Annotated in this window: 1 protein-coding gene; it reads right to left on the reverse strand. The window is 36.0% G+C overall.

What is annotated here, in order from left to right:
- Positions 1-78: 78 nt before the first annotated feature.
- The gene (locus tag BLR43_RS13435; RefSeq protein ID WP_093071475.1) at positions 79-1026 is read right to left on the reverse strand and encodes an AAA domain-containing protein; all 948 of its coding nucleotides are present in this window, start codon (positions 1024-1026) and stop codon (positions 79-81) included.
- Positions 1027-1087 lie beyond the last annotated feature (61 nt).

The raw sequence follows: 1087 nt of genomic DNA on the forward strand, positions 1-1087 counted from the left end.
GTCTCAGTCATTCGTTTGCTCATATCAAAACTCCTTATGGGTATTTTATAAGAAATTCTACGTTTGAGCTGTGTTATTTTAGGGGATAGTTACACTAATACTTTCTGCACTTTGACACAGACTTTTGAATAAAGAGAAATATTTAGAAAGGTTGCTAAAATGCTCAGCTTTAGAGGTTTTGTTTATGTCAGCATAGTTAAAATCAAGATCAAAAATGACGCCTTTTCTAAACCCTATATTTGACAGCTGCTCTATAACCAAGCCCATATCAAACCTACCAGGGTTTTTAATAATTTTTTGGACATCCTGTTCTGAAAATGCTGGAAGTTGCTTGTAGTCTCCAATAAGAACTCTTTTGCTGGATACTATCATTGGTGACACCAACTCGATACCCGATGTCTTGCCGCACTCTTCCATAACAGACACATCAAAATTGATATTATTCTCTATCAACTCTTCCATTAATTTAGAGTTAGAGGTTGTAAATACTAGATTGGCAGCACGTAAAACTTGATTGAAAAACTTAGCGTCTGATTTACTAATAAATTTATCGAGCTTCTGCTTAATAAGCGGTTCTTTGGAATATTTACTAAACATCTCGCTTTTTTTGAATTTATCAATATAAGGGTTTGTCGCGTTTTGAATAAGGGTTTCTGCATTACTACCATCGTCATTTTTTTCAGCCTTAAAGTTTGGGATGATAATTAGGCTATCAAAAGACTCATGCTTTTTGAGTTTCTCAGTGATTTCATCATAAAGCATATTGACAGTGGCATGACTCTGAGCAGACAAAAGCACCTTTGAGCTGTTTTCTTCGTGGAAAAGATAATCAACATAGGTGGTTATAAGGTGTGTTTTACCCACACCTGGAGGGCCTTCAATGAAGTAATTTGGTTGGGTTTTCACCAAAGAAGAAAACACTTCTTTTTTGGATTCATCTAATGAAATAAGAGAAGCCTCAAGATCAAATTTGCGAGAGGTAACAAAGAATTTTGAACCGCCCCGGTATTGTCGGAGACTTAACATTCTGAGAGAATACGACAATGAAAAGACAAACCTACACTCCTGAGATTAAAGAACGCGCCGT

It is taken from the genome of Psychrobacter pacificensis (genome assembly GCF_900101915.1).
GTDB classification, from domain to species: Bacteria; Pseudomonadota; Gammaproteobacteria; order Pseudomonadales; family Moraxellaceae; genus Psychrobacter; species Psychrobacter pacificensis.